28 protein-coding genes and 1 pseudogene are annotated in these 26,628 nt (G+C 55.3%); 7 read left to right on the top strand and 22 right to left on the bottom strand.

Going from position 1 to position 26,628, the window contains the following annotated elements:
• Positions 1-90: 90 nt before the first annotated feature.
• The 8 genes and pseudogenes from RTU96_RS09065 to RTU96_RS09100 all read right to left on the bottom strand — a co-directional run bounded on the left by RTU96_RS09065 (position 91) and on the right by RTU96_RS09100 (position 3,910).
• Positions 91-688: pseudogene (locus RTU96_RS09065) on the bottom strand (abortive phage infection protein).
• A gap of 21 nt (positions 689-709) precedes the next feature.
• Positions 710-1,429, bottom strand: coding sequence for a DUF5131 family protein (locus tag RTU96_RS09070; RefSeq protein ID WP_312636227.1), 720 nt, complete (start codon positions 1,427-1,429; stop codon positions 710-712).
• 16 nt (positions 1,430-1,445) lie between these two features.
• Complete coding sequence (locus RTU96_RS09075; RefSeq protein ID WP_312636228.1) at positions 1,446-2,207, bottom strand: MBL fold metallo-hydrolase; 762 nt, start codon at positions 2,205-2,207, stop codon at positions 1,446-1,448.
• Complete coding sequence (locus RTU96_RS09080; RefSeq protein ID WP_312636230.1) at positions 2,204-2,614, bottom strand: peptide deformylase; 411 nt, start codon at positions 2,612-2,614, stop codon at positions 2,204-2,206. The genes RTU96_RS09075 and RTU96_RS09080 overlap by 4 nt, the downstream gene beginning before the upstream one ends.
• Before the next feature lie 3 nt (positions 2,615-2,617).
• A complete protein-coding gene (locus RTU96_RS09085; protein ID WP_312636232.1) occupies positions 2,618-2,791 on the bottom strand; it encodes a hypothetical protein in 174 nt (57 codons plus the stop codon).
• A gap of 158 nt (positions 2,792-2,949) precedes the next feature.
• Positions 2,950-3,195 carry a hypothetical protein gene (locus RTU96_RS09090; RefSeq protein WP_312636233.1) on the bottom strand — a complete coding sequence of 82 codons (246 nt, stop codon included), beginning with the start codon at positions 3,193-3,195 and terminating at the stop codon, positions 2,950-2,952.
• Between the two features lie 57 nt (positions 3,196-3,252).
• Positions 3,253-3,459, bottom strand: coding sequence for a hypothetical protein (locus RTU96_RS09095; protein WP_312636234.1), 207 nt, complete (start codon positions 3,457-3,459; stop codon positions 3,253-3,255).
• Entirely contained in the window at positions 3,452-3,910 is a 459-nt protein-coding gene (locus RTU96_RS09100) for a hypothetical protein (protein ID WP_312636236.1), read from the bottom strand. The genes RTU96_RS09095 and RTU96_RS09100 overlap by 8 nt, the downstream gene beginning before the upstream one ends.
• A 166-nt stretch (positions 3,911-4,076) precedes the next feature.
• Here RTU96_RS09100 and RTU96_RS09105 point away from each other — a divergent pair, with 166 nt between their 5' ends.
• Both RTU96_RS09105 and RTU96_RS09110 read left to right on the top strand, forming a co-directional pair.
• Positions 4,077-4,685, top strand: a complete 609-nt coding sequence (locus tag RTU96_RS09105; protein WP_312636237.1) for a CatA-like O-acetyltransferase, family 2 — start codon at positions 4,077-4,079, stop codon at positions 4,683-4,685.
• Entirely contained in the window at positions 4,682-5,122 is a 441-nt protein-coding gene (locus RTU96_RS09110; RefSeq protein WP_312636239.1) for a YaiI/YqxD family protein, read from the top strand. The genes RTU96_RS09105 and RTU96_RS09110 overlap by 4 nt, the downstream gene beginning before the upstream one ends.
• Positions 5,123-5,328: 206 nt before the next feature.
• Here the strand turns inward: RTU96_RS09110 and RTU96_RS09115 are convergent, their stop codons facing one another.
• The 4 genes from RTU96_RS09115 to spoIIID all read right to left on the bottom strand — a co-directional run bounded on the left by RTU96_RS09115 (position 5,329) and on the right by spoIIID (position 7,507).
• Positions 5,329-5,511 carry a hypothetical protein gene (locus RTU96_RS09115; protein WP_312636241.1) on the bottom strand — a complete coding sequence of 61 codons (183 nt, stop codon included), beginning with the start codon at positions 5,509-5,511 and terminating at the stop codon, positions 5,329-5,331.
• Between the two features lie 109 nt (positions 5,512-5,620).
• Positions 5,621-6,658, bottom strand: coding sequence for a YeiH family protein (locus tag RTU96_RS09120; RefSeq protein WP_312636243.1), 1,038 nt, complete (start codon positions 6,656-6,658; stop codon positions 5,621-5,623).
• Positions 6,659-6,936: 278 nt separating this feature from the next.
• A complete protein-coding gene (locus RTU96_RS09125) occupies positions 6,937-7,197 on the bottom strand; it encodes a hypothetical protein (protein WP_312636244.1) in 261 nt (86 codons plus the stop codon).
• Positions 7,198-7,252: 55 nt separating this feature from the next.
• Positions 7,253-7,507 carry a sporulation transcriptional regulator SpoIIID gene (gene spoIIID, locus RTU96_RS09130; RefSeq protein WP_293009569.1) on the bottom strand — a complete coding sequence of 85 codons (255 nt, stop codon included), beginning with the start codon at positions 7,505-7,507 and terminating at the stop codon, positions 7,253-7,255.
• A gap of 297 nt (positions 7,508-7,804) precedes the next feature.
• Between spoIIID and RTU96_RS09135 the strand changes: the two genes are divergently transcribed.
• The 3 genes from RTU96_RS09135 (at position 7,805) to RTU96_RS09145 (ending at position 11,389) form a co-directional block, all read left to right on the top strand.
• Positions 7,805-8,215: an Rrf2 family transcriptional regulator gene (locus RTU96_RS09135; protein WP_312280207.1), complete on the top strand. Its 411-nt coding sequence runs from the start codon at positions 7,805-7,807 to the stop codon at positions 8,213-8,215.
• Between the two features lie 70 nt (positions 8,216-8,285).
• Positions 8,286-10,196: an acyl-CoA dehydrogenase family protein gene (locus RTU96_RS09140; RefSeq protein WP_312636245.1), complete on the top strand. Its 1,911-nt coding sequence runs from the start codon at positions 8,286-8,288 to the stop codon at positions 10,194-10,196.
• A 20-nt stretch (positions 10,197-10,216) separates the two neighbouring features.
• Entirely contained in the window at positions 10,217-11,389 is a 1,173-nt protein-coding gene (locus RTU96_RS09145) for an FprA family A-type flavoprotein (RefSeq protein WP_312636246.1), read from the top strand.
• A 276-nt stretch (positions 11,390-11,665) separates the two neighbouring features.
• On the opposite strand, the gene RTU96_RS09150 is transcribed toward RTU96_RS09145, so the two are convergent.
• On the bottom strand, positions 11,666-12,601 hold the full coding sequence (locus RTU96_RS09150; RefSeq protein WP_312636248.1) for a LysR family transcriptional regulator: 936 nt from the start codon (positions 12,599-12,601) through the stop codon (positions 11,666-11,668).
• Between the two features lie 325 nt (positions 12,602-12,926).
• Between RTU96_RS09150 and glsA the strand changes: the two genes are divergently transcribed.
• Together glsA and RTU96_RS09160 are read left to right on the top strand one after the other, a co-directional pair.
• A complete protein-coding gene (gene glsA, locus RTU96_RS09155; protein ID WP_293009574.1) occupies positions 12,927-13,874 on the top strand; it encodes a glutaminase A in 948 nt (315 codons plus the stop codon).
• Between the two features lie 159 nt (positions 13,875-14,033).
• On the top strand, positions 14,034-15,440 hold the full coding sequence (locus RTU96_RS09160) for an alanine/glycine:cation symporter family protein (RefSeq protein WP_312636250.1): 1,407 nt from the start codon (positions 14,034-14,036) through the stop codon (positions 15,438-15,440).
• A 178-nt stretch (positions 15,441-15,618) separates the two neighbouring features.
• On the opposite strand, the gene RTU96_RS09165 is transcribed toward RTU96_RS09160, so the two are convergent.
• The 9 genes from RTU96_RS09165 to RTU96_RS09205 form a co-directional block, all read right to left on the bottom strand.
• Positions 15,619-17,226 carry a SulP family inorganic anion transporter gene (locus RTU96_RS09165; protein WP_312636251.1) on the bottom strand — a complete coding sequence of 536 codons (1,608 nt, stop codon included), beginning with the start codon at positions 17,224-17,226 and terminating at the stop codon, positions 15,619-15,621.
• A gap of 281 nt (positions 17,227-17,507) precedes the next feature.
• Positions 17,508-18,323, bottom strand: a complete 816-nt coding sequence (locus RTU96_RS09170) for a putative hydro-lyase (protein WP_312636252.1) — start codon at positions 18,321-18,323, stop codon at positions 17,508-17,510.
• A 37-nt stretch (positions 18,324-18,360) separates the two neighbouring features.
• Positions 18,361-19,305: a biotin-dependent carboxyltransferase family protein gene (locus tag RTU96_RS09175; protein WP_312636254.1), complete on the bottom strand. Its 945-nt coding sequence runs from the start codon at positions 19,303-19,305 to the stop codon at positions 18,361-18,363.
• Positions 19,302-20,039: a 5-oxoprolinase subunit PxpB gene (gene pxpB / locus RTU96_RS09180; protein ID WP_312636255.1), complete on the bottom strand. Its 738-nt coding sequence runs from the start codon at positions 20,037-20,039 to the stop codon at positions 19,302-19,304. The genes RTU96_RS09175 and pxpB overlap by 4 nt, the downstream gene beginning before the upstream one ends.
• 60 nt (positions 20,040-20,099) lie before the next feature.
• Positions 20,100-21,332 carry a divalent metal cation transporter gene (locus RTU96_RS09185; RefSeq protein ID WP_312636256.1) on the bottom strand — a complete coding sequence of 411 codons (1,233 nt, stop codon included), beginning with the start codon at positions 21,330-21,332 and terminating at the stop codon, positions 20,100-20,102.
• A gap of 38 nt (positions 21,333-21,370) precedes the next feature.
• Positions 21,371-22,138, bottom strand: coding sequence for a 5-oxoprolinase subunit PxpA (locus RTU96_RS09190; protein WP_312636355.1), 768 nt, complete (start codon positions 22,136-22,138; stop codon positions 21,371-21,373).
• Positions 22,139-22,415: 277 nt separating this feature from the next.
• A complete protein-coding gene (locus RTU96_RS09195) occupies positions 22,416-23,765 on the bottom strand; it encodes a sigma-54 dependent transcriptional regulator (protein ID WP_312636258.1) in 1,350 nt (449 codons plus the stop codon).
• On the bottom strand, positions 23,762-25,441 hold the full coding sequence (locus RTU96_RS09200) for an ATP-binding protein (protein ID WP_312636260.1): 1,680 nt from the start codon (positions 25,439-25,441) through the stop codon (positions 23,762-23,764). The genes RTU96_RS09195 and RTU96_RS09200 overlap by 4 nt, the downstream gene beginning before the upstream one ends.
• On the bottom strand, positions 25,438-26,628 hold a 1,191-nt coding region (locus RTU96_RS09205), incomplete at its 5' end, for a sodium:solute symporter family protein (protein WP_312636261.1). The genes RTU96_RS09200 and RTU96_RS09205, both read right to left, overlap by 4 nt.

Raw genomic sequence — 26,628 nt, forward strand, 5'->3', positions numbered from 1 at the left:
TCAAGCAGGCGAACGCCAAAATGGGGAATTACCTTGGCTGTTATGTGCCCTATGGGTACAAGGCGCATCCTGATAATAAGCACAATTTTGTCATTGATGAGGTTGCCGCCGGGGTGGTGCGGAAGATATTTGCCAATCGGCGCAAGGGCTGGGGATACCGAAAAATTGCCGCAAAGCTGAACGAAGAGCATATCCTGTCGCCCCTCGATTATTACTCAGGTTTTTGTCGGTTCGTTTTGTATATCGTTTCAATGCATCTTGAAAGGTCTGTGCTTCCATATCGTTCCGACACCGAATCAAATCGCAGGCCGCGCGTTCCATGTCGAATGTCGGCACAGTATGTCCGAAGGGGGTCTTTGCATGGGTAATGCCGATGGAGTACAGCTCCTTTTTCACCGGATAAACGGTAATTCCGTCCGCTTTTAATCGGGTCGGGCCATATCCCCCTTTGAACCGAAACGGAATAAGGCGACGGCTCGCGGTCAGTGAGGTCATGGAAGAACAGTGCACTTTCATGGGAGAACACTGCCTGTGCGCAGCGCAGGTGCAGCAGATACATTTCATCGACCCATTCGTCTCTGGAAACATAGATTCCATGTGCAGCCTGCTCTAAATTATTTTGCCGGATGTATTGGTAAAACACCGGCTTGGGAACGCCTGCGGCAATCACAGCCAAAGCTTGGAAAATTCCATCACAGGTGGTTCTTAATCATATATTGATGTTTGCTTTTCTGGCCTGTGACATCAGCTGACGGACAGGAAGCTGATAAAGATTTCCGTCCTTCACGAAATTGCTGCCGCACTGGCGAAATTCAAACTTCACACCCTGCCGCAGGCACTGCTCCCGCACATCTAAGACCCAAGCATAGTCCAGTGGTCTTGCATTTCGGTCGGACTCGCCGCCCACCACCACAAGTTCCACATCGCCCAGATGCCGCTCAATGTTCATCTTCTCCAGCATGGGCTGAAGAATGATGTTTTTATGAACAATGGGAAGCGTATCAAAGAGGGGCAGCCGCTTGTCTGCCTCCGCCTGATTTTCCACAGTACAGCCAACGGTCACATTCTCGTAGCCGTCGCCCCAGTCGGGTGGGATGCAGTCCACAAACCGCTCAATGCGTTTCGTCAGAAATAGAAAGTTCAGATCGGGCCGCTCACGCATCATGCGCCAGCAGTCGCTGCGCCACTGGTCTGCGTCGGGCAGCAGGAAGTCGGAGGAAAAGCAGAGATAGACCGTTTCACCGGACTTTATCTTGTATTCGCCCCTCTTTTCGCCCCTCTTATACCGCTCTACGGGCGCACAGAAGCTATCCGCTTTCGTCACCACATTCGTGTCCACGCCCCGCCTTGCGTCCCCCTTGTGGATGTAACAAAACCGACAGCCCTCGCTGTATTTGTGGCAGCCCCGCCACGGATTCCACATTGCCATGGTAAACCTCCTGCACTTACAGCCAGACTGCCCAGTCACCGTAGTCAAACGTGCCGCTGCCGTGATGCAGCTTGCCCTCAGCGTCAAACTCGCGGAATGCGTCCCGCATACGAATCAAAATCTCGGGCTGGATATCCAGCGTGTGGTGGGCGGGAAACACCTGTTTCACCGGCAGCGCCGCGACTTTTTCAAGGCTTTTAAGATACGCTTGCGGGTCGGTGGAGGGATAGTAGGCAAAGAGCGTGTCCTTATAGACCAGGTCGCCGGTGAACAAATACCCTGTCGCGTCTTCCCAGAAGCACATATGCCCGGGGGAGTGCCCCGGTGTGTGGAGCACGGTGATTTCCCTTCCGCCGAGGTCGATGGTATCGCCGTCTTGCAGAACCCGCGTCGGCGTTCCCTGAAAGAACTGGTAAGTAGCCACATCATAGCCATTCGGCAGGTCACAGCGGTCAACCACCATGCCGTGAATTGTCTCCATGCTCAGGGGAAACTCGCCGGAAAGCCAGTTCAACTCCGCTTCATGGGCGTAGAAGTCGGAGTAATATTTGTGGCCACCGATATGATCCCAGTGGATGTGTGTGGCGACCGCCGTCACCGGCCTGTCCGTCAGCTTTTTTACCTCCGCTGAAATGTCGCAGATGCCAAGTCCTGTGTCAATGAGCAGCGCCCGGTCGCCTCCCTCCAGCAGATAGCAATGAGTCTCCTCCCAGTGGCGGTATTCGCTGATGATGTGCGTCTTTTCATCAATCTGGTCGATGGTGAACCATGGTTTCATATGATAACCCCCTCGCAGTGGTCGATTTCATGCTGAATAATCTGAGCTGTCCAGCCGGTGAAGGTCTTGATACGAACCTGAAAATCCCGGTTCTGCCAGCGTACCTTGATGGACTTCCAACGCAGCGCCTTGCGTGTGCCGATTAGCGACAGACAGCCCTCCTCGGCATCATAAGGTTGGGTTTTTTTGATGATTTCCGGATTGAACATCACCATGCATTCACCGTCATTATCAATGGCGATGATGCGCTTGGAAATGCCGATCATATTCGCCGCCATGCCCACGCAGCCGTCCTTGTGGGCGGTCAGCGTCTCCAGCAGGTCGTCCGCCACCGGAATGTCCGCCTGTGTTGCAGGCTCCGAGACCTGCTTTAAAAAGTCCTCATCTATCATGATTTCACATACCATTATTCATCGCTCCTTTTGTGTTGCCAAAAAGTCTGCCTTTTGATAGAACCCTTTGCAATTCCGATTCAACGTGGGAGAGCTGACGGTGATCGCAAACTCCTCCACGGAGGAGAAAAGCGCCGCCACACATAAAATCAAGCCGGACGCGGTCAGTATATTCGCAATATAGTTCATCACTGACATCAACGCCCTTTTTTATCATTCTATCACACTTTCCAATTATTGTCGTGAAAAAACATCCAAGTGTTTGGGCGCACAATATTCTCTATTCCGCGTTTTCTCCCCACTCGGACGAGGGGCCACTCTGGACATTCGAAGAATTTGCCAAGGTTTAATTAGCGTTCAAAATCTGCGGGGCTGTAATCAAAGAATACGGCGGCGGATGAAAGGCGCACCGAGATAACAAAAGGCACAGAACCGGAGTCATCACTCCATTTCTGTGCCTTTCGTCTGTTATACGCTTTTGAGCTTTCCGGTGTGCGGGTTACGGGATTCAGGCCGTACCAGCTGCCGCGCCGTGCGGCGTTCCTCTTTTGCTGCTCCTTCTTGGAGAGCTTCTCAAAGGGAATGAATTTTTCCATCGTGATTCTCCTTTCGTGGATGGGTGTAGCCGATGATAGCAGAAACACAGCCGCTTGTCAAACGCAGCGTTTGAACGCCACCGTCTGCGCCTTCATGGAGATTTTACCCACCTCGTAACCGTAGGCGGGCAGCTCCTTCTTAAAGGTCAGAAAGGCGTGGTCAATGGGAAAGCCCAGAATCTGTTCTATCTCGGCATAGGTCAGCGTGAAGCAGTCCTCCGTGCGCCCGCCGATGGCCTTCCAAAGCGGCTCATATTTACTCATCATCCGTCCCCCCCGACCTGTTGTTATACCAAGTGATATAGATATGCCCAACTGCAAATATAACGCCGAATGCCGTCAGCAGCCAATGCCGAAAAATCACGCCCCGCAGAATGAAGATGGCACTGGGCAAGATCGCCAGCCACAACGCGGCGGACAGCGACGGCCTGCGAAAATAGACCGCCCAGAAAATGAAATAAGCCAGCAGCAGCGCAGGAAGCAGAAACAGCCAGATCACAAGCTCCTCCGGGGACTTGAAGCCGAACTCCCACACGAAAAGCGGAAAGACCATCATCGACATGGAGCCATACCGCCCGACCTGCTCCAGCATGGGCATCGGCTTGCAGATGCATTTATTTTCTATATGAGGATTGCGCCGTGCGTAAATTAAGTTAGGAATCATCATCAGCGCAACGATAAAAAAGCCTGTAAGATTCAGAAAACCGAACTGCATACGGCCACCCCCTTGTGAAACTATCATAGCACGAAAACAAGAGATCGTCATGCTTTTCTGAAGCGATTACAGCATCCTGAACCCCCTGCCCTGCGCTCTTGTTGCCAACCCTCACGCAAGGGGTTATACTAAAAACATTATTGAAGCAGCGGACGGAGAACGCAAAATGAGAGAAGTTGACCCCAAAAACACCAACCGCGCTATGAGCTACGAATATTATATCGACGCGCCCATGCCCATGGTCACCATCTTCAAAACGATGGATGTGACGCACCTCGCAAGGCTCGCGAAAAAGGGATATCCTTTTAACATGCTCATGTGCTGGTGCATCGCCCGCGCCGCGCAGAGTGTTCCGGAATTCTATCTGCTGCCCGTGGGCAAGAAGCTGATGCAGTACGACAGTCTGGGCGTCAATGTGATTGTTAAAAACAAGCGCGGTGAACTGTGCACCTGCGACATTCCGTTTTGCGGCGAGCTGGACGAATTTGCCCGTACCTATTCGGAGCTGACGGAGCGCTGCCGGGAAAACTGCGAGAATTACGAGCTGCCCGATCGCATGATCGTCGGCACCTCTGCGCTGGTCAATTACGATCTGGACGGTGTGGCGAATTTCTACAGCGGCATCTTTAACAACCCCTTCCTCATCTGGAGCAAATACCGCCGCCGCTGGCTGAAAACCGAGTTGAAGCTGTCCTTCCAATTCCATCATGTGCAGATGGACGGTGAGCAGGCCTGTCGCTTTCTCGAAAACTTACAGGAGTGTATGAACCGATGAGGATTTTGGTGGACGCGGACGGCTGCCCGGTGGTGGACAGCACCATTGCGCTGGCAAAAGCGCACAACATAGAATGCTTGCTGCTGTGCGACACTTCCCATGTCTTTGAACGAAATGGTGCAAAGACGCTGACCTTTTCTAAGGGGGCGGACAGCGTGGATTTCGCATTGGTCAATCTGGTTCAGCCCGGCGATATTGTGATTACGCAGGACTACGGTCTTGCCGCCATGTGCCTTGCGCGGAACGCCGTGGTGCTCAATCAGGACGGCATGGAGTACACGCCGAACAATATCGACGCCCTACTCTTACAGCGCCACGTGGCCAAAAAGATCCGCAACGCCGGCGGGCGGCTCAAGGGTCCCTCCAAACGCAGACATGAGCAGGACGACGCGTTTCGGGCTAAGCTGGAAGATCTGCTCAATCAATGTTTCGGCTAGGCTGCTGATACAGGCAATAGAAGTTGAACCATTCGAAATTACCGAATGGTTCAACTCATTGGAGATAACGTGCCCGCAGCTAATTATCATGTTGGGTAAGGCATCTGGAAAATCTGCATGGCTGTAATCAAAGAAATACGCCGGCGAGAACGGCCGGATGCAGACGAGGCCGGGTGATAATTCCCCGTTCTCTTGCTATGTGGCGTTTATTTTTCATCTTTTGCGTCGTCGACTGGCATGGTTATGACCTTAAGCTCCGGTTCAGGAGTGTTCACGTATAGTTCCTCGCATTCCCGCTGAGCAGCGATGAGCGGGTTGACCGCCTCCTCCGAAGCACGGAACAACTTCAGGTACATCTCTTTATAATCCGGATAATCCGGCATATCCATTCACCTCACAGGGTATAGTTTAGAACAATTTGTTCCGCTACGCTGAATGTGATGATGCAAATGGAAATATACCCGAGAATCCGGAATTTGCGGGCCTCTCCGTCCTGTATCACCAGATACCCAAGGTCCTTTGCAGCACAAGGCTGACCACGGTAATACCCACCCAGCAGCAGGCCCCCAGAGCCAAAGGCTTCCCTCCGGTTTTAATCAACTCAACGAGATTGCTGTTCAGCCCAATGGCCGCCATTGCCACCACAATAAAAAACTTGCTCAGTTCCTTCACCGGGCCAAAAACCGCCGCCGGAACCCCCATCCGCAGCGCCACGGTGGTGACAACGGAGGCCGCCACAAAGTAGAGAATAAAGAAGGGGAAAATATCCCGGAGCCGCAGGGCCTTCCCCGTGCCTCCGGCAGCCTTTTCCCGGCGGGCGCGCATCAGGGCCAGCACCAGCGTGATGGGAATGATGGCAAGGGTTCTGGTCAGCTTTACAGTCACGGCCTTGTCCAGCGTGGCGGACCCGAGATTCCACATGCTGTCCCATGTGGAAGCGGCGGCGGTGACAGAGGAGGTATCATTGATAGCCGTGCCTGCAAACACGCCGAACGCCTCGCCGGAACCAGTGTCAAAGCCCAACACGCTTCCAAGGAGAGGAAACAGCACCGCCGCCAACACATTGAAAAAGAAAATCACCGAGATGGCCTGCGCCACCTCTTTATCGTCCGCGTCGATCACAGGGGCGGTGGCGGCGATGGCGCTGCCGCCGCAGATGGAGGAGCCTACCCCCACTAGCGTGGAGATGTTTCCGGGGATGCGAAGCACCCTGTGGAGTGCGGCGGCAATCGCAAGAGAGGTTGCGATGGTGCATAGGATGATGGGCAGGGACTGCTTCCCCGTCTCGATCACCACCCGCAGATTCATCCCAAAGCCAAGTAAAATCACTGCCCACTGAAGAATCTTTTTGGAGGCAAATTTTATTCCGCTCTCCAAACGGCCCCTGCTTCGCAGGAAAAGCGCGATCACCATTCCCGCCAGAATGGCAATCACCGCCCCGCCCACCACAGGAAACCGCTTGCCCAGCAGCCAGGACGGCGCGGCAATCGCCAGACACAGCAACAGCCCCAGCCCATTTTTCTTTAAAAATTGCATTGGTCTCTCCTCTTTTCACAAAATTCTCTTGCTATCATACGCCTTTTATCGCGGAAATTCAAACGTCTTATTTGTTTTAATTGGCGATAGAAGATTTCATACTTTTGTAACAATCCTCGCTTTTTCGGTTAACATATTGCCGTTATTATAATACTTGCAAGAGACAAAACTTCTTTTCATCCAATCTTCCAAAAGCAAAACGGGCCAGCCTGCCGGCTGGCCTGTTTTGCTGCGCCTGCACCTTGTGCGAAAAGACGACGGTTTCCGTTTTTCTCCGTTTACTCCGGAGCCTGCTCGCCAGTCGGCGAATGATTAGACTCTTCCCCGCAGAACTGCTCCAGCAGCGTCTTGATTTCGCTGAGCAGTTCGTTCTGATAGCTGAGGGCGCAGCAGATATAATGCAGCGTGGACTCCGGGAGCGCCGGGCCGCCGGGCTGCGGGATAGGATGAACCCACCGGCGGACCTCCGGTTCGCAGGCGCCCGCTTCCGGGATGGGGGAAGCAGCCGCGCTCCGGTCCCGATTGAATTTGTTTTCCATCAAAGCTCCCTCCAGTTCTAAACTGTGCCGGTTTCCGGGCGGCTTTTGCCTCCCGTCACCGATGCCCGTGGAGATATTTTTCCTTGGTGGCAATTCCGCCCCGGATATGGCGCTCCTGCTTGTTCACGTCCAGCACCCGCCGCGCCTGCGCCGCCAGCGCCGGATTCATTCTGGGCAGCCGCTCTGTGATATCCTTATGTACGGTAGATTTGGAAATTCCAAATTTTCCGGCGGCGGCGCGGACCGTCGCCCGGTTTTCTATAATGTACTGGGCCAGTTGCTCGGCCCGCTCCTCCATGTTTCCCTTCAAAAAGCAACACTCCCCGCCTTGCGTTGCTCCATCCTATGCAAAAAGCCGGGCGGTTATGTACGCCAAACGCGCGGGGCGGCCCGATGCGGAAATTCGCTGTCTTTTAGAAGACAGTTCGCCCCCGATTGCGGCAAATCTGCATGTTCATATGCCCCTTTTGCAATTTACTCCAACTATAAGAAAGCACCAAATTCTTTTGTTAATTAATATGTACAAAAAAGTTTAAATTTCTCCCAGAATATACTTGACAATTTATATCCAGAATAGTAGAGTGGAAGACACAAAGGAGATGAAACATTGCTTCTTACAAAGGAAACGGATTACGCTCTGCGGATTTTGCGGGTACTTGCGGACGAGGAGCGGGCCACTGCGGCGCAGCTTGCCCGGGGAGAACAGATTCCCCAGCAGTTTGCCTACAAAATTTTAAAAAAGCTTGAAAAAGGCGGGATTGTCCGAATTTTACGCGGAGCGGATGGCGGCTATATTTTGGCGGCCAAGCTGGAACAGGTGTCGCTTTTCCGACTGATGCAGGTCATGGAAGAGGATTCCTTCATCAGTCCATGTATGAATCCAGACTATCAGTGCCTTTGGTGCAAGGCGCACGGAAACACCGTCTGCCGCGCGCATATCAATTTAACCTCCATCCAGAAAAAGCTGGATCAGGAACTGGAGACTCACAGCCTTCAGGAAATCTTATTCGACGGGTAATTACTTTTTGCGCTTTCAAAGTGGACATATTTTGTCGAATATGGTGGTCAATTAAAAAGGGGGAAGCAGTATGTTATTCACGACCACGCAGCAGCAGGAAAAGCTTCGTGCCAAGGTCCGAGCGTTTGCGGAAGAGGAGATTAAGCCCCTCGCCTTCCTCATGGACAAGGAAAACCAGTTTCCCGATGAAGCGGTGGCAACTCTGGGAAAAATGGGGCTGATGGGCATTCCCTTCCCGAAGGAGTACGGCGGAGCAGGCCTGGACATGATCAGCTACGCCGTCGCGGTGGAGGAGCTGTCCCGAGTTGACGGCGGCTCCGGCGTCATTCTGTCGGCGCACACCTCCTTGGGTACCTGGCCCATCTTCGGGTTTGGCACCGAGGAACAGAAGAAAAAATATCTCGTCCCGCTGTGTAAGGGCGAAAAAATCGGCGCATTCGGTCTGACCGAGCAAAACGCAGGCTCCGACGCGGGCGGAACAGAAACCACCGCAGTGGATAAGGGCGACCATTATCTGCTGAACGGCGGAAAAATTTTCATTACCAACGCGCCCAAGGCCGATACATATGTGGTGTTCGCAGTGACCACTCCCGACATCGGCGTAAAAGGCATTTCCGCTTTTATTGTGGAAAAGGGCTGGAAGGGCTTTGAATTTGGCGACCACTACGACAAAATGGGCATTCGCTCCTCCTCCACCGCGGAGTTGATTTTCAACGATGTAAAGGTTCCGAAGGAAAATCTGCTGGGCAAGGAGGGCGAGGGCTTTAAAATCGCCATGGCCACGCTGGACGGCGGACGCATCGGCATCGCGGCGCAGGCGTTGGGCATTGCGCAGGGCGCGTTCGAGCAGGCGGTGAGCTATGGCAAGGAGCGTGTCCAGTTTGGCAAGCCCATCGGCTTCCAGCAGGCCATTTCCTTCAAAATCGCGGACATGGCCACCAAACTGCGCACGGCGCGGTTCCTAGTCTATTCGGCGGCAGAGTTGAAGGAGAACCACGAGCCCTTCGGCATGGAATCCGCCATGGCCAAGCAGTATGCCTCCGACATTGCATTGGAGGTCACCAACGACGCGCTCCAGATTTTCGGCGGCAGCGGCTATCTCAAGGGCATGGAAGTCGAGCGGATGTACCGCGACGCGAAAATCACCACCATCTATGAGGGCACCAACGAGATTCAGCGGGTGGTCATTGCCTCGCACATTCTGGGAAAGCCGCCCAAGGAGGAAAGCGCTTCCTCCAGTCGGTCTAAAAAGCCCGCGCCCATCACCGGAATCCGGAAAAAGCAGATTTTCCGGGATGGGGCCGCCACGGAGCAGGTTTCCGCATTGGTGGATGCGCTGAAAAAGGACGGCTTTGACTTTGCGGTGGGGATTCCTCTGGATACGCCCATTGTGCAGGCAGAGCGCGTGGTTTCCGCAGGCAAGGGCATCGGAGACAAGGAAAACATGCTTCTGGTGGAGAATCTGGCCAAGGCCGCGGGCGCCGCAATCGGCTCCTCCCGCCCGGTGGCTGAAACGCTGAAGTATCTGCCGCTCAACCGCTACGTTGGTATGTCCGGCCAGAAATTCACCGGCAACCTCTATATCGCCTGCGGTATTTCCGGGGCCAGCCAGCATCTAAAAGGCATTAAGGATGCGGGAATCATCGTGGCGGTCAACAAAAACGGCAACGCCCCGATTTTTAAGAACTGCGACTACGGCATCGTGGGCGACGTGAATGAAATTCTGCCCCTGCTCACCGCTGCGCTGGACACCGGTGACAAGCAGCCCGCCCCTCCCATGGTGAAGATGAAGCGCCCCCGCATGCCCAAGCCGGAGCCCATCGGCCCCCGCTATGTTTGCAGCGGCTGCGGTTATGAATATGTGCCTGAGTTTGGCGACATGGAGAGCGAAATCGCGCCGGGTACGCAGTTCAAGGATTTGCCGGAAGACTGGGCCTGCCCTGAGTGTGCCGAGTCCAAGGACCAATTCATTCAGGCTTAAAACCGAAGGGAGGAAAAAATATGTATAGTGTAAGAAATGTAACCGAGGACGTATACTGGGTAGGAGCCAACGACCATCGCCTTTCTCTGTTTGAAAATGCATATCCCATTCCCAGAGGTGTTTCCTATAACTCCTATCTTTTGATGGACGAAAAGACCGCCCTGTTTGATACAGTGGATTGGTCCGGCTGCCGCCAGCTTCTTGAAAACATGGAGCACGTTTTGGCGGGCCGCCCGCTAGACTATCTTGTTATCAATCATCTGGAACCAGACCACGCAGGCTCTATTGAAGAAATTTTGCTCCGGTGGCCCAACGTGGTGATTATCAGCAACGAAAAGGCCTTCATGATGATGCGCCAGTTCAAGTTCCCGGTGGATGAGCACACGATCGTTGAGGTGAAGGAAGGCGATACCTTCAGCTTCGGGAAACATCTGGTTACATTTGTGTTTGCCCCCATGGTTCACTGGCCGGAGGTCATGGTGACCTTTGACACCACCGACGGCGTGCTCTTTTCCGCCGACGCGTTCGGAACCTTTGGCGCTCTGGACGGGAAGCTGTTTGCCCGCCGGTATCTGACCAACATTGTTGGAAAATACGGCCCTCATATTCAGCTCATCCTGAAAAAGGCCGGAGGCATCCTGAACCAGATCAAATACATCTGCCCACTCCACGGACCGGTGTGGCGCAAGGACCTGATGTATTTTATCCAGAAGTACGATACGTGGAGCCGCTATGAGCCGGAGGAGAAGGGCGTGATGATTGTATACGCCTCCATGTACGGCAATACGGAGTCCGCCGCGCAGGCGCTGGCCGCGCGGCTGTGCGACAAGGGCATGACGAAGGTCGCCATCTATGATGTCTCCTCCACAGACGTCTCCCAGCTTATTTCGGAAACCTTTAAGTACAGCCATCTGGTGTTGGCCTCGGTTACGTATAACCTTGGGATTTATCCGGCGATGCACAACTTCCTCATGGATATGAAGGCGCTGAACGTGCAAAGCCGCACTGTGGCCATTATGGAAAATGGGTCTTGGGCCATCAAATCTGGCGATCTGATGCAGAAGTTCCTCGACGAGGAAATGAAGAATATGACCGTGCTGAACGAGCGGGTGAGCATGGCCTCCTCTCTGCACGAGGACAAGGCATTTGAGCTGGAAACACTGGCGGACGCCATCATGGAGTCCATGCAGTAAGACCCGCGGAATCAGCTCCCTCCCCCAACATTGTTAAATACGCAAGAAAACGGGACCTGTCGCAAGCCTAAGGCTTGCGACAGGTCCCGTTTTTTATTTGCATTTTTGCATCTGTGTGCCGGGTATCTGTTTAACCACTTTTTAAAGCAGCGAATATTACGAAAACCACTATGGCCAGACTTCACCTCTCGGACTTCCCTTCCGAAGGCGCAGATGATCCGCCGCTCTCCTCCCGGCAAGGGACCGCATAGAAACCCAGCCGGGCAGCGGCCAAAGTCAGGGCGTCTCTTGAAGCGCGTGGTAACGGGTGGTCACGTTCCGGATAAACTCCTGCTCAGAGTCAGACAACACGGCCCCTTTACGGGTGATCAGGCCGAACTCCAACCTCTCCTTGCAGTTTTGAATGGGGATGGAGACGCACTGATACAGAGAATCCTGCGTGGAAAAGCCCTGAATCCCAATTGTATAAAAATCACTCTCGGAAATCAGGTGCATCAGCGCCGCCCGTCCATACACATAGATGATGCGGGAAGAATTGTTCAGATCGGTCTGATGGTCCTCCGTGGAAATATTATAAATAAAATCTTCATACTGTCCTATATAGCGGACAAACCCATAGTCCCTCAAGTTCTTCAGCGTGACAGGAATGTTCCTGCGCAGAAGCTCGTGGTTTTTGGACACGACGATGTGCGGCGCCATAGTGACCAGCGGCGTCAGCTCCAGCCCTTTTTCGGAAAGAAGCTTGTGAAAGCGCTCTGCCTCATGGCTTGCAAAGTGAATGCACCCTACATCGCAAACGCATTCCTCCACATCTGACACCACATCCAGCGTAGTCCCCTCGTTTAGAAAATAAGTAAATTTAGGAAGACGCTGTCGGCGGGTGCACACCTCGTTAAAACTTTCCATCGTATGAGTAAATTTGGTCATGGAGAGCCTCATGCAGTCCCCCTCCGGCTCGGTCCGGCAGGAGACCTGCTTAAGGCTCTCCATCTCCTTAAGAATGACCTTAGAGTGCTCCAAAAAGGCTTGTCCCTCCGCCGTGAGCGTAACGCCCTGTTTGGTCCGCTGAAACAGGGGCACTCCCGCGTCCGTCTCCATGTCCCGAATGATGTGGCTGAGATGTGGCTGGGAAATGTATAGCTCCTGCGCCGCGCGGTTGATTGACCCATAGCGGGCCACCGCACAGAAAAACTCCAGATGCTTGATATCCATGCTGCTCTCTCCTTTATCCCGGCACACACGCCGGGGCGTGCGTCCGCCCGGACAGGCTGGGCCTCGCCTTCCCCTTTTTGCATATATTTTCTATTATAGCGCATTTTTCAGACAAATGATGCAGTGATTTAGTATGCGAAATCGACAAAGAATTTTTGGCAAATCAGTCGAATTTGCTATAACGGCTGCTGCATAACCCTATCGGAGATTGCTATTATACATTTGCCAAAAAATATGTTAGGATATTGTTAAATATAAGGCGTTTTGCCCAATTCCATCTCCGTATTTAAAGGCAAACCGATAGAAAAAGGGAGAATGATTTCCGATGGCTCGCAATGAACTGATTGAAAAAACGCTGGTTGATGCGATGGATTATGCCCGCACCTTCCTTCACACAGGAAAGGTGGCGACCTATATCCCCGAGCTTGCCAAAGGATATCCCGACAAACTGGGGGCCTGCGTCATCACCACCGACGGGGAGATTTATTCCGCAGGCGACTGGCATCAGGAATTTACCATCCAAAGCATTTCCAAAACCCTCACTCTTATCATGGCTTTGCAGACGGCGGGTTATGACAGAGTGTTCAGCAAGGTGGGGGTGGAGCCGACCGGCGACGCATTTAATTCGCTGGTGCGGCTGGAAACGAAAAACACCCATCCTCTCAATCCCATGATTAACGCAGGCGCCATTGCCACCGCTGACTGCTGCATGGACAGCAAGGACCCCTCCGGGGATTTTCTGGCGCTCACCCGAAGACTTTGCCGCAGGGATACCATTCATCTGGACGAAGCGGTGTTTCAGTCTGAAAAAAAGGCGGGGATGCGCAACCGTTCCATGGCATACCTCATGCAGGGCGACAATATTCTGGAACATGACGCCGAAGACGTGGTGGACCTGTATTTTTGGATGTGTTCGCTCAGCGTGAACGTGGAGGATTTGGCAAACTATGCGCTGATTCTGGCCAATAACGGCGTGGACCCCCGCACCGGCGAGACGCTTTTGGAGGACTGGATTGTGCGCATTGTGAAAACCCTGATGGTGACCTGCGGAATGTATGACGCCTCCGGAGAGTTTGCCATGAAGGTGGGCATCCCGGCCAAGAGCGGCGTGGGCGGCGGCATTATGGGAACCGTGGAGCGGAAAATGGGGCTGGCGGCCTTCAATCCGGCGCTGGACCCCAAGGGAAACAGCGTGGGCGCATACCGTGTGCTGGAATATCTTTCGCATTATTTGGGACTTCACTATTTCTCCGGCTCCGGTTATACGGTATAATGTAAAATCGCGGCTGACGGCTTCGCACACAGCTTGCCGCGTAAAACGGCGACACAGACAAAGGGGGTGTTCTATCAACAGCTTTGCCTTGCCAAACGCGAATTGCGGTAAGGCGCCAAGGATTTCTGCAAATTTAAGGACGAAAGAGAGAGGTACACCATGATATTGAAAATTTTGGATGGACTGGACAGCTTTTTGTACTACCCGGTACTAATTGTTGTCCTGCTGGCAGCCGGTCTGTTTTTCTCCGTGCGCACCGGCTTTGTTCAGCTCCGGCTCTTCCCCGAATCGATCCGCGTGGTGATGGAAAAGCCCTCTTCCGAGGGAAAAATTTCTTCATTTCAGGCGCTGATGGTCTCCACTGCCTCCCGCGTGGGTACCGGCAACATTGTGGGTGTTTCCACCGCGGTGTGTCTGGGCGGCTATGGCGCGGTGTTTTGGATGTGGCTGATCGCCATCATCGGCGGCGCTTCCGCGTTTGTGGAAAGCACTCTGGCACAGGTCTACAAACGCAGGGACGAAAACGGCGACAGCTATGGCGGCCCGGCCTATTACATTGAAACGGCCCTCCATAACCGCGGTCTTGCCGTTTTATTTTCCGTGTGTCTGATTCTCACCTATGCGGGCGGCTTCAACATGCTGGCTTCTTACAACCTGCAATCCACCTTCTCTGTATACGGCTTTTACGATGCCAAAACCTCTCCGTGGGTGATCGGCATGATTCTGGCGATCCTCGTGGGCTGGTGCATTCTGGGCGGCGGCCGCCGCGTGGTGAAAGCCACCAGCGCCATCGTCCCCTTCATGGGCCTGATGTACATCGCCGTTTCTTTGATCGTTTTGGTTTCCAACGCAAGCCTGATTCCCGCCGTATTCAAGGAAATCTTCCGCGACGCGTTTGATTTCAAGGCGATTTTCTCGGGTATTGCAGGTTCCTGCATGATGTATGGCATCAAGCGCGGACTTTACTCCAACGAAGCGGGCGTTGGTTCTGCCCCCAACGCCGCAGCGGCTGCCGACGTTTCCCACCCTGTCAAACAGGGGCTCGTACAGGTTTTGTCCGTGTTTATTGACACCATTCTGATTTGCAGCGCCACGGCGCTGATGTGCCTGTGCTCCGGTGTGGAGCCCACCGCCGAGCTTGCCGGCGCGCCCTACGTGCAGGAGTCCGTCAAAACCATCATGGGTAATTTCGGCCCTATCTTTGTCACGACGGCAATGGTCCTCTTTGCGTTTACCACGCTGCTGGGCAACCTCTTCTATGTGGATAACGCCTTAACCTTTATTCACCGCAAAGTGCCCAGCAAGCGCTTTATGCTGGGCTTCCGTCTGGTGTGCGCGGCGATAATTGTCATCGGCGCGGCCCTGTCCATGTCCGCAGCGTGGGCCATTGCTGATATTATGATGGCCATTATGTGCCTGATCAACCTTCCGGCGTGCATTGTTCTCAGCAAGGTGGCGGTCAATGCCTGCCGCGACTATGTGGCCCAGAAGAAAGCGGGCAATAATCCCGTCTTCCACGCCGCCGACATCGGGATGGATGTCAGCCAGTTGGACTACTGGAAGTAATTCTTCTCCTCTGAGGCTGCTTCAGGCGGCGAGTATTGGAGTCTGCCAAAGAATAGGCCGCTCCGTAAGGGCTAAAGCTCTTGCGGAACGGCCTGTCTTAATTTTACACAAAAAAGCACTCCAAACGTTATCCAGCATAGTATGTTGGATAACGTTTGGGGTGTAATCTGCTTTTTCCTCACCCGACGGATGCCGCCTGCTCCTGCTCCTTCAACTCCTTCTTCAAAAGATCAAGGATTGCAAGGTCGGCGCTCCAATAATAAGCAGACTCTCCCAGCAATGCGGTAATTCCCGCCCGATCAAAATAAGCGCGGACGGAAGTCGTCACACCGCAAAAGGCGACTGTCTTTCCCTCTTCCTTCATGCTCTGGCAAAGCTCCAACATCGTCTGAACGCCCGACACATCCACACTGGGCATTCCCCGCAGAGACAAAATAACATGATCATATGGGGGCATTTCTCTGATGCAGCGATTAAATTCATCCACCGCGCCAAAAAACAAAGAACCGGTCACATAGGCCACGCCGGAAGTCTCCCAAACAGCGGCTTTTTCATCCGGCACATCCCGCAGCCGATTTGCGTCAATCGCAGAAAAGCTGACGGAGATATGGCTGACACGGGACATATACAAAATAACGGAGTACAGCACACCCAGCAAAATTGCCATGGTCAGATCAAAGACCACAGTGGCCAGCATCGTCACGAAAAACTGGCTGATGCCGGACTTAAAGCGGTGCGAAAAGATGTACCGGATTCCGTCCCAGTCGTTCATGCGCCATGCCGTGACCATCAGCACCCCTGCCAGCGCCGCCAGCGGCAGCTTTGCCATAACGCCGCCCAGCAGCAGCATGGACGCCAGCAGAAATACGGAGTGAAACACGCTGGTAAGTCTGGTTTGCTGCCCAGACTTCACCGCCACGCTGGTGCGGGCGATGGCCGCCGTGGCGGGTACGCCGCCAAACAAGGGCAGCAGCATGTTTCCAACGCCCTGTGCAATCAATTCCTGATCGGCATTGAACGTCTCGTTTTTCATTCGGGCGGCGGACGCACCGCACAGCAGGCTTTCAATCATGCCCAGCGCCGCAATGGTGACAATCGGCGAGCCTAAGCTCGCCAGCATCCCAAAGCTGTCGCCGTCAAGGGTCAGGCGGTCGCTCAGCAGCAATGAGCGCGGAATATCGCCCACGGTCGTCAAGCCGTCCATGCCAAACGCAATCGACGCCACAGCCGCCAGAACAATTCCCGCCAGAGACCCGGGCACCTTTGCACCCCATTTCTTAGGCCAGAGCAGCATCACCGCCACCACCAGAACACTCACACCCACCGCCTGCCAATTGGGATAAAACCCGAGTCTTCCATAAGAGGCCAGTTTTTCCAAATTAGAGCTTCCCTGAGAAACAGTTCCAAAAAAATTATCAATCTGCCCCATGGCAATAATGACCGCAATCCCGGAGGTAAACCCCATCACCACGGGCATTGGAATAAATGAAATCAGGCGGCCCATTCGGAAAATTCCCGCAATCAGCAGCAGTGCTCCCGCGGCAAAGCTGGCCAAAAATACGCCCTGCAATCCGTAGGTTCCCACAATGCCAATCAGCACGGCGCTCATAGCGCCGGTGGGCCCGGATATCTGATAGGACGCGCCCCCCAGCAAGGCAATCACCACACCGGCAATAATCGCCGTCACAAGACCGGCCGCCGCCGTGGCGCCAGAGCTGACGCCAAATGCCAAGGCCAGCGGCAGCGCCACCGCGCAGGCCGTCAGTCCGGCCATTGCGTCCTGCATCAGGCCCGGGGAGCCATATCCCCGAAACTCATTTTTTAAATCCGATATGAACCGCAAAAACAAAGCAAATTCCCCCAAAATCGTTCTAAAGACATACGTTTTTCAGTATAACACAACTCATCTGGAGGGGCAAGTTTTAATATGGATTCGGGCAAGCGTCCGGAAATTGTGAAATCATTCAAGCGCGCAAGTCATTTCACCCCGTAAAAAATTCGCCTGCCGCAAATGCTGAACGCATAACGCCGCCGCCCGCGAAAGCGGGCGGCGGCGTCTCATCATTTTTACTTGCGCGTTTCCAGATAATCGTTCAGCTCTGCGTTTTTTACGTCGGTGATAAACATATGTCCCGGCGCATGGGTGATAACGATGGGCGGCTTCGCATGTTCCACCGCCGCCTGCGGCGTGACGCCGCAGGGCCAGAATACAGGGATTTCGCCGGGTTTGATCTCCACGGCATCTCCGTAATCCGGCTTCATGATGTCCTGAATTCCAATCTGCGCCGGGTCGCCCATATGGACAGGCGCACCATGGACATTGGGCATCTTTTCCGTAATGGCTCTGGCAATTTCGGCGTGCTCCGGGGTCATGGGGCGCATGGAGCAGACCATGGGGCCATAAAACGGTCCCGCCTGCACCGTTGCAATGTTTGTTTTGTACATGGGCACGTTGCGGCCCTGCGTAATATGCCGGACTTCAATTCCCGCAGAAAGCAGCGCCTCTTCAAAGGAAAAGGAGCAGCCGATCAAAAATCCCACATAGCCGTCCTCCCAATAGGCGGACACATCGGTGAGTTCTTCCGTGAAAACACCGGCGCGATAGATGCGGTAACGGGGAATGTCGGTGGTAATGTCCCCGCCCTCTCCCATGGCATGGGTCGCGGGCGTGCCCTCGATCACTTCCAATATCGGGCAGGGGAACGGGTTGCGCCGGGCATACTCTCTGAAATCCGCCGCATAATCCGGCGGCAGGATTACAAGGTTGGCCTGCGCATAGCCCCGGCACATCCCGGCGGTTGGAAAGTCGATTTCCCCGGCGCGTATTTTTCCCCGCACCACAGCGGGAGAAAGGTCGATATAGGGCGTAATATCAAATGACATTGGTCTTCCTCCTTTTTTATGGCAGCGCCTGTTTTCGTCAATTGTCCAGCACATGCCGCAGCAGCCGCAGCGACGCTCGCTGGGCAAGCAAAGCCTCCTGCGCGGCGGACAGAGATATCTTTTCAAAACGGACCTTGTCTCCGCTCTTTAGCTGGCCCAAAATGCGGAAATCTGCGGAAATTACATTGGCAATCTTGGTGTAGCCTCCGGTGGTCTGCCGGTCGGAAAGCATCACGATGGGCTGCCCGGAAGATGGCACCTGAATCGCTCCGAACGCAATGCCGTCGGAAATAATGTCGCCGGAGGTTTCATGGGCAATCTCCGGGCCTTCCAGTCGGCAGCCCATTCGGTCAAACTCAGCCGTGACGGTATAAAGGCCCGAGAAAAACGTCTCCATTCCCGCATGGGTAAACGCATCGTCCTGAGGTCCCGGAACCACCCGGAGGGTATATTCCGCCCGGGCGCGAAACTCCGGCGCGATGGCGCGGGTCGCCAGTGCCTTCGGCTCCGTTCCCGGCGCACGGAGGCCAAGCACGTCTTCTTTTTCCAGCTTTCGGCCATAGAAGCCGCCGATCTTTGCTTTCATATAGGTAGAACGGCTTCCCATCACCTGCGGAACATCCAGTCCGCCCGCCACGGCGATAAACGCACGGCAGCCGGATTTGGGGCCGGTAAAGCGCAACACCTGCCCCGCCCCTACCCGGACGGCGCGGTAATTGTCCATGGGGACGCCGTCCAGCGTGGGGCCTAAGTCCGCGCCGCTAATTGCGATGACCGCAGGCTGGTCGAAGCGGAGCTGCGGGCCCATAATGGTACACTCCAGAACGGCTTCGCCCTCTTCATTGCCCGCCAAAATATTGGCCACAGCGGCGGAGCGGGGGTCCACCGCGCCGGAAACCGGCACGCCAAACTGCTGATACCCCGTCCGTCCCTGATCCTGAACCGTTGTCAGCATACCGGGATGCAGAACCGTGATACTCATTCCGCCCCCTCCTCTCTGGAGTGTCGCTTGCAGACATAAGTCCCGGCGGCCTCCTGCCCTGCAATTCTATCATATTCCGCCCGATCAATGGGGTAAAACTTCATATACTGTCCCGCCTCCGGCAAAATGGGCTTTTCCCGCTCCGGCGCGTACATCCGAACAGGGGTCTGCCCGATTAACTGCCAGCCCCCCGGAGAGTCGATGGGATACACCCCGGTCTGCGCCCCGGCGATCCCCACGCTGCCTGCGGGAATTTTGACCCGGGGCGTTTTCAGCCGGGGCGTGGCGATGGACTCATCCATGCCGCCAAGATACGTGAAACCCGGCGTAAAGCCCAGCATGTAGATGAGATACTCCGGCGCGCTGTGAATGGCGATCACCTCGTCCACAGACCTGCCTCCCTGCTCCGCCACAAACGGAAGGTCCGGCCCTTCCTCTCCGCCGTACAGCACGGGAATTTCCAGCACCTCGCTGGGGGGAATCCGCACCTTGTCCAACCCGCCCAGCAGCCCCTTTAATTTCTGTTCCAGCGCGGCATAGCGAATGACGCCCGGATCATAGTGCACCATTAGGGAGCGATAGGTGGGAACCGTCTCCACGATGCCCGAAATGCCGCTTTCCAGCAGGGCAATGTTAAATGCCCGGATGCGGCTGTTAATCGCCACGCTGATCTCATTGCCGAATTCCACGGTCACAGCCGTATCTCCGGCATTTAAAAATCTCACTTCGTCCATACTTGTTCCTTTCCACTGGGCGCGGCACCGCCGCGCCCAGCGCCAATGATACGCCTTTTATCAGGCAAAGAGCTTCAAAATGCCGGGAACGGCTTTCACTCCGGCGTAGAGAGAGACACAGACCACAATGACACCCAACACGATCATCCATGTAGGATGCTTGTATTCCTCGCCCACAATTTTCTTGTTCCGGCACGCCAGCAGCATCACACCCAGACTGACCGGCAGAATCAGGCCATTGAAAGCCCCCGCAACAATCAGCAATTGTGCGGCGTTGCCAACCAGCACCATCATCAGCGTGGAAAAGGTGATGAAGCCCACCACGAACTGGCGCTCATACTTGTTGATGAAGGGGTGCAGCGTCTTGAGGAAAGAGACGGAGGTAAATGCCGCCCCCACCACGGAGGAAACGCCGGCGGAGAACAGGCACAGGCCGAACAGCCGATAACCCAAATTGCCTGCGGACAGGCGGAATGCCTCGGCGGCGGGGTTGCTGGCGTTGATAATGGTGTCGGCATTGGCGGCATTCCACTGGGACCCGATCATGCAGGTTCCCAGCACAGCCAGAAACAGCAAGATACGCACGGTTCCGGAGGTTCCGCAGCCCTGAAGCACGCTCTTGCGCACATGGCTCACATTTTCGGGGCCGGAAATGCCCGCGTCCAGCAGCCGGTGCGCGCCGGAAAAGGCAATGTAGCCGCCGCAGGAGCCGCCCAGCAAGGTGGTCAGTGCCACAAACATGGAGGGGATTTCATTGACTTTGGTCAGGCTGGACGCCACCACGCCCAGAGGCGGCTGAGAGATCACCGCCACCACCAGCACCGTGACCAGAATGATGGCAGCCAGAAGCGTGGCAACCTTATCCATGATGGTTTTGGCGTTTTTGTTGATAAAGATAATGATGCCAAGGCAGCCTGCGATGACCGCGCCCACCTTTTCATTCAAGCCGAACATAGCATTGAAGCCCAGCGCTACGCCGCCAACGTTGCCCACGTTGAATGCAAGCCCCCCGATTGCCACCAATGCAGCAAGTACGACGCCCAGGCCGGGCAGCACCTTGTTTGCCACGTCCTGCGCCCGCATCTTGGACACACTGACGATGGACCAGATGTTCATTTGCGCGGTAATATCCATCAGGATTGCCAGGAGAATAATGAGAATCAGCGCGGGACCGTATTGTGCGGTAAATTTGGAGGTCTGAGTCAAAAAGCCGGGGCCGATGGCCGAAGTTGCCATCAAAAACGCGGCGCCCAGCAAAACAGATCTATTCTTTGTCGTCTCGTTCGCACTCATCGGGATTTCCTCACTTCAATTTTATTTGTAGCACGCACTTAAACAATGGCGGCAATGGGCGCGATTTTCACGCCCTGTGCTTCCATGGCGGCACGGATATTTTTCACAAATTCCACAGCCGAGGGGTTGTCGCCGTGTACACAGATGGAATCGGCGGAGATAGAAACCTCCTCGCCTGTAATGGCGGTGACCTTTCCCTCCATCACCATACGCACCGTGCGGCGAATGGCCTCGTCCTTATCGTGAATTACCGCGCCGGGTTGCTTGCGGGGAACCAGAGAACCGTCCGCCTGATAGGCGCGGTCCGCAAACACCTCGCTGGCCACCCGCAGTCCTGCGGCCCGGCCCGCCTCAATCATCTTGCTTCCGGCAAGGCCCAGCAGAATCACATCCCTGTCCACCTCTGCGATGCCCTCCGCGATGGCGGACGCCAGTTCCATGTCCTTGCCCGCCATGTTATAAAGCGCACCGTGGGGCTTCACATGCTGAAGCTTCACTCCCGCCGCGGCGGTGAACGCCAGCAAAGCGCCCATTTGATATTGGACATAGGCCTTGGCCTCCTTGGGCGAACACACCATGTTCCGCCGGCCAAAGCCCATCAGATCGGGAAACCCCGGATGCGCGCCGATGGCCACACCCGCCTCCTTCGCCATGGCCACGGTCTGCGCCATTACCAGCGGGTCCCCCGCATGATAGCCGCAGGCCACGTTGACGGACGATACGTGCCGGATGACCTCACTGTCCAAACCGATGGTGTATGCACCAAAGCTCTCTCCCAAATCGCTGTTTAGATCCACCAGATTCATAATTGTAAGCTCCTTCCTTTTTTGCCCCATGGGCACAATTCCAGATGTACCTGCCATACTTAGCAGCAAGTTTCATACCAAGCTTTCAAGTTTTTATTACAAACGCACATCATTCCCGTTTCATCCTCCAAATAATTGTTTGTATTTCACATTTTTTCGAGTTGCTTTTTGTGATTTTCACTTTCATAGTCTCTGACTTTTTCATAGAAAAACACGTCCGCTTAGGAAAACAAACCACTTTCCTAGGCGGACGTGCGATTCTGCACGGGCCAATCGTTCAATTCCGCACGGTTTCATCTTCCATCCGCCGCTTCAGCGTAAACCTGCTGATGCCCAGCAGCTCCGCCGCCGCGGTGCTGTTCTCCCCGCTCAGCGCAAGCGCCCGGCGGATATAAGCCCGTTGAAATGCCGCAGTTTCGGCCTCCAGATCAATGGGCCCCAAGGAAAGGTCCTTTACCCCAGCGGGGGCGCCCCCTCCGCCGAAAGCAGCCAACGGCGCACCCCGAAGGGTCTTCCCCTCGCAAAACAAAACCTCCCGTTCCAAAACGTTTCTTAATTCCCGCACATTGCCCTTCCAATAATAGCGGCGCATTTCGCCAAGATAGGCCGGGTCAATGGTTTCAATCTCCTTGGAAAATTTCTGATTGAAGTGCCGCAGGTAATAATCCGCGATAACGGGAATGTCCTCCACCCGTTCCCGCAGGGGCGGGATAAATATCTGCATGACATTGAGCCGGTAGAACAAATCCTCCCGAAAGGTCCCTTTGGCAATCTCTTCCTCCAGCCGGCGGTTGGTGGCAGCCACCACCCGCACATCCACGGGGATATCCGTCAGGCCACCCACCCGCTTAAAGCAGCGGTCCTCCAGAAATGTCAGAAGCTTTGCCTGCATGGCAAGGGGCATCTCGCCAATTTCGTCGAGAAACACCGTGCCGCCGTGCGCCAGCTCAAACAGGCCCTTTTTGGTCTTCACCGCCCCGGTGAACGCGCCCTTTTCATAGCCAAACAGCTCCGCCTCCAAAAGATTTTCTGGGATGGCGCTACAATTGATTTTTACCATAGGGCCTGCCTGCCGGGCGGAGGCATAGTGAATCATATTCACCACTACCTCCTTGCCGGTGCCGGTTTCACCCCGGATCAGCAAATCCACGTTGTCGTTCTTCGCCAGCAGGCGTATCTGGGACCGGATTTTCTCCGTGGCGGGGCTGTTTCCAATCAGCTCCCGCTGCTTGCCCTTCACAGCCTTCAAGCTGCGGTCTTTTTTCAGCTCGTCCAGACCACGGCGAATGATCAGGTGCAGCTCATCCAGATCAAAGGGCTTTTGCACAAAATCATAGGCCCCCCGGCGGATAGCTTCCACCGCCTGAGCAACCGTTCCGTAAGCGGTAATCATGATGATGCGCACTTCCTCATCAAGATGGCGGAGCGCCTCGATATAATCCGTCCCCACATCCCCTTCCAGGCAGTTATCCAGCAATATCACATTGGGACGCATCCGCTCCGCCGCTGCAAGGCCTTGGGCAATCGTCCCCGCCGTGGCAACTTCATAGCCCATATCCGACAGACCCGCCTCCAGAGAAATGCGGATGAGACTTTCATCGTCGATGACCAGTACCCGTTCTTTCATAGCGTCTCCTTTTCCCCTGTATCCGTCCGGCGAAACCGCATTTCAATGCACGTCCCTCCGCCGGGACTGCTGAGTATTTTCATTTCGCCGCCATTTTGCTCCAGCAATCGGCTGACAATGGCAAGGCCGTATCGTCCGGTCCCTCCCGAGGCGATTCCCTTTTCCACGGAGCGCAGTTTTTCGCGGTCCATTCCCGCGCCGTTGTCCGTCACCGACAAAAGGATCTCGGCGGGACCGCCCTGCGCCCGCAGTGCAATGCGCCCCCCCTGTCCCACGGCTTTCAGCCCGTTGCTCACAAGATTTATCAAAACCTGCTTCAGCTCTGCCTCGTCGGCATAAATCGCAAGGCCCGGCTCCGCCGTGGTTTCCATGGTAACGCCGTGATTCCCGGCCAGCTTGGAGTATAGCATGGCCACCTCGCCCAGCAGCGGCCTCAGCTCCACCACGGCCTTGTGACTTTCCCGCTTGCGGGACAGATTCAAAAGGTCCCCAATCAGTTCATTGATGCGGTCCACCTCTTTGATGACGCTGGCGCACAGCGTCCGGTCCCGCTCCCGCTCCAGTCCCCGGCCCACCACCTGAATCGAGGCGCGAATGCCCGCCAAAGGATTGCGAATCTCATGGGCCAGCATGGCGGCCAGCTTTCCGATATAGGCCAGCTTCTCGCTCTCGCCCACCTTTTCTTCCATAATCTTGTCATAGGTCACGTCGTCAATCGTGCAAAGCGTCCCGGGCTTCGTTTCAAGACTTCCCCGCCCAAGCCGCCAGACTCCTATCTGATAGACCCGCACATCCCCCCCGCCATTCTCCAGCCGAATTGCCTCAAGGGGAACGCTGGCCTGTGTAAGTCGGCGCTCCAGCACCAGACGAAGCGTCTGTCCAGCGGCAAAAAACGTCTCATCCGCCAACATGGCGCTGGCCCTGTCGTTGACGCACAGCACCTGCCCGTCCGCGCCATAGGCCACCACGCCCAGCGGCAGATTTTGCACAATATTTTCGTTCAACGCTTTCTGCTCCGCCAGCGCTGCGTTATATCGCCGCAATTCTTCCAGCATTCTGCGGAACGCATCCGCCAACTGCCGCGTTTCTGCGCTGCCCACATCCGTGGGAATCAGCTCCGGCGACGCCTCTTGGGGCCGCTCTCCGATGGCGGCGCAGGCCGCTGCCAGCCGCCGGACCGGCTCCGAAATCCCGTAAGACACAAAGACGCCCACCTGAATCGTGATGATTAACAGGGCAATGGTGGCGAGAATGGCGTATTTCTGCTCCTCCACAAGACCGCTTTGAAACGCCGCCTCATCCAGCGTATAACAAAGTCTCCAGCCAAACCCATTGTCCCGATGCTCTGCCAAGATGCTTCCCTCCGCCACCAGAGCGGCCCCCTGTTCCGTTCCCAGAAGACGGGTGCCCCTGTCGTTCAAAATGACAAGCCCGTCGTTTTCAAGAGCGGCGCAGCCCGCGAGAATCGCGTCCTGCCCCACATTGTCTCCAAACTGGCGGATATCCCAGCTAATATAGGCCAGCAGTTCCTCGCCCTTTTCCCGCTCCTGCGTCATCTTACTCGTATACCCCTCCCGGAGCATCAAAAAGCCAAAACACAGCACGGAAAGAACACAGATGCCCACCACCGCCATAAGAATCTTATTCTCAATGGTCAGCGACTGTCTTCTCCTCATCCCTCCCCCTCCTTTTTCCGACTCAGTACGGACCCCAGCCACAGTGCCCCGGCGGAGATCAGCGTTCCCGGCAGAGCGGGATGCACGGGAAGCAGGCCCTCATAGTAAAGCGGATAAAATACTGCCAGCGCCAAAAGTCCGGCCCCCAACGCGGCGCATACGCCTGTCCGGGTGGTTCTCTCCCACAGGAGGGTCCCAAACACCGGGGCCAGCAGCGTCACGCTGAACACGCCCCACACGTCCCCGCCATATGTCAAAAGAGAGGCCGGCGGCGACAAGGCCAGCAGCAGCGACAGCGTTCCCCCCGCCATCACCGCCCCCCGGCTCAGATTCACCAGCGTGCTCTCCTTCAGCGGTCTTGGCCACAGCGCCCCTACAATATCGCAGGAGCAACTGGACGCGATCAGCAAAAGCTGAGAGTTGGCGGTGGAAACGCACGCGCCGATAATGGCAAACAGCAAAAATCCGCTCCACTCGCTGTACAGGTCGTTGTTAAGAATATAGGTAAAAATCTCATCGGTGGACAAGGTCTCATTCACCGCGGGGATCAGCACCCGCATACCAAGGCCGATACTGCTTAACGTGAAGTAAATTCCCGCCAGCAGCGCCAGCGAAATCCAGATCATCCGCCGAGCGGAGCGGGCATCCCGCGAGGCTAAGATTCGCACGGCATACTGGGGATTTACCGCCAGACCCAGCCCCCAGCCGAAAAACATGCTGATGCTCATAAGCGGCGCAAAGTCTCCCTGCCCGAAGGGCCGAAGAAGGTCCCCGGCCTCGGTGGCATACTCCATTCCCCCATGGGCGTATCCCGTCACGCCCCCCGCGCCGGAATAGATTTCGCCCAGACTTCCCACCCGGGCCACGATGATTACCAGCAGAACGCCTAAGCCCACAATCATGAGAATCAGGTTGAACGCGTCGCTGCGGGTCACCGACTGGTAGCCGCCGAAGGACGTGTACAAAATGAACAGGTACACCAGCAGAATGGACAGGCTGTACGGGATGCCGAACAACGTGGAAGCCACAATGCCGAAGCCCTTGATCTGAATCACCAGATACAGCACGTACACCGCCGCAAGCAGCGCGCCGAACGCCGCTTGAAGTCCCTTGGACCCGTATCGGACGCGAAACAGCTCCGGCACTGTGGTGACGCCCGTGGCATACAGCTTTCCGCTGACGTGTAT

It is taken from the genome of Oscillibacter sp. (assembly GCF_032018205.1).
Taxonomy (GTDB): Bacteria; Bacillota; Clostridia; order Oscillospirales; family Oscillospiraceae; genus Oscillibacter.

Bases quoted from the DNA above. Each gene is read 5' to 3' on its own strand.
- RTU96_RS09070 (WP_312636227.1), bottom strand. From the start codon at position 1,429: ATGGCAATGTGGAATCCGTGGCGGGGCTGCCACAAATACAGCGAGGGC.
- RTU96_RS09075 (WP_312636228.1), bottom strand. From the start codon at position 2,207: ATGAAACCATGGTTCACCATCGACCAGATTGATGAAAAGACGCACATC.
- RTU96_RS09080 (WP_312636230.1), bottom strand. From the start codon at position 2,614: ATGGTATGTGAAATCATGATAGATGAGGACTTTTTAAAGCAGGTCTCG.
- RTU96_RS09090 (WP_312636233.1), bottom strand. From the start codon at position 3,195: ATGGAAAAATTCATTCCCTTTGAGAAGCTCTCCAAGAAGGAGCAGCAA.
- RTU96_RS09095 (WP_312636234.1), bottom strand. From the start codon at position 3,459: ATGAGTAAATATGAGCCGCTTTGGAAGGCCATCGGCGGGCGCACGGAG.
- RTU96_RS09100 (WP_312636236.1), bottom strand. From the start codon at position 3,910: ATGCAGTTCGGTTTTCTGAATCTTACAGGCTTTTTTATCGTTGCGCTG.
- RTU96_RS09105 (WP_312636237.1), top strand. From the start codon at position 4,077: ATGAGAGAAGTTGACCCCAAAAACACCAACCGCGCTATGAGCTACGAA.
- RTU96_RS09110 (WP_312636239.1), top strand. From the start codon at position 4,682: ATGAGGATTTTGGTGGACGCGGACGGCTGCCCGGTGGTGGACAGCACC.
- RTU96_RS09115 (WP_312636241.1), bottom strand. From the start codon at position 5,511: ATGGATATGCCGGATTATCCGGATTATAAAGAGATGTACCTGAAGTTG.
- RTU96_RS09120 (WP_312636243.1), bottom strand. From the start codon at position 6,658: ATGCAATTTTTAAAGAAAAATGGGCTGGGGCTGTTGCTGTGTCTGGCG.
- RTU96_RS09125 (WP_312636244.1), bottom strand. From the start codon at position 7,197: ATGGAAAACAAATTCAATCGGGACCGGAGCGCGGCTGCTTCCCCCATC.
- RTU96_RS09140 (WP_312636245.1), top strand. From the start codon at position 8,286: ATGTTATTCACGACCACGCAGCAGCAGGAAAAGCTTCGTGCCAAGGTC.
- RTU96_RS09145 (WP_312636246.1), top strand. From the start codon at position 10,217: ATGTATAGTGTAAGAAATGTAACCGAGGACGTATACTGGGTAGGAGCC.
- RTU96_RS09150 (WP_312636248.1), bottom strand. From the start codon at position 12,601: ATGGATATCAAGCATCTGGAGTTTTTCTGTGCGGTGGCCCGCTATGGG.
- glsA (WP_293009574.1), top strand. From the start codon at position 12,927: ATGGCTCGCAATGAACTGATTGAAAAAACGCTGGTTGATGCGATGGAT.
- RTU96_RS09160 (WP_312636250.1), top strand. From the start codon at position 14,034: ATGATATTGAAAATTTTGGATGGACTGGACAGCTTTTTGTACTACCCG.
- RTU96_RS09165 (WP_312636251.1), bottom strand. From the start codon at position 17,226: ATGCAGGACGCAATGGCCGGACTGACGGCCTGCGCGGTGGCGCTGCCG.
- RTU96_RS09170 (WP_312636252.1), bottom strand. From the start codon at position 18,323: ATGTCATTTGATATTACGCCCTATATCGACCTTTCTCCCGCTGTGGTG.
- RTU96_RS09175 (WP_312636254.1), bottom strand. From the start codon at position 19,305: ATGAGTATCACGGTTCTGCATCCCGGTATGCTGACAACGGTTCAGGAT.
- pxpB (WP_312636255.1), bottom strand. From the start codon at position 20,039: ATGGACGAAGTGAGATTTTTAAATGCCGGAGATACGGCTGTGACCGTG.
- RTU96_RS09185 (WP_312636256.1), bottom strand. From the start codon at position 21,332: ATGAGTGCGAACGAGACGACAAAGAATAGATCTGTTTTGCTGGGCGCC.
- RTU96_RS09190 (WP_312636355.1), bottom strand. From the start codon at position 22,138: ATGAATCTGGTGGATCTAAACAGCGATTTGGGAGAGAGCTTTGGTGCA.
- RTU96_RS09195 (WP_312636258.1), bottom strand. From the start codon at position 23,765: ATGAAAGAACGGGTACTGGTCATCGACGATGAAAGTCTCATCCGCATT.
- RTU96_RS09200 (WP_312636260.1), bottom strand. From the start codon at position 25,441: ATGAGGAGAAGACAGTCGCTGACCATTGAGAATAAGATTCTTATGGCG.